The sequence below is a fragment of the Halomonas marinisediminis genome (assembly GCF_004347715.1).
GTDB lineage: Bacteria > Pseudomonadota > Gammaproteobacteria > Pseudomonadales > Halomonadaceae > Halomonas > Halomonas icarae.
The window spans coordinates 1-320 of sequence record NZ_SLTR01000177.1 but is presented as its reverse complement, the minus strand read 5'-3'; the positions used below and the strand labels follow the sequence as shown (position 1 = coordinate 320).

The following is a 320-nucleotide window of genomic DNA, read 5'->3' as shown; positions in this document are numbered from 1 at the left end:
TTAGTCATCGCTTTTGGATGCGGAGTCCGTAGGTCGGCATACGCTTGGTGATGCGAACGACCGACACGACCACGTAATTGGTGTAGCTGTGCTAAGCCCAAGTGATCGGCGCGATCCATAATGATGGTGTTGGCGGTAGGTACATCGATACCCGTTTCGATAATGGTTGTACAGACCAACAGGTTAAAGCGCTGATGATAGAAATCATTCATCACTTTTTCCAATTCGCGCTCTCGCATCTGTCCATGAGCTATAGTGATACGGGCTTCGGGGATCAGTTTTTCAAGATCTGCGGCGGTTTTCTCTATGGTATCCACTTG

1 protein-coding gene is annotated in these 320 nt (G+C 48.8%); it reads right to left on the bottom strand.

Translation table 11 applies throughout. The annotated features are described in order from the left end of the window. The coding region (locus tag E0702_RS16275; RefSeq protein ID WP_205741982.1) for a helicase-related protein at positions 1–320 on the bottom strand (320 nt) is incomplete at both ends.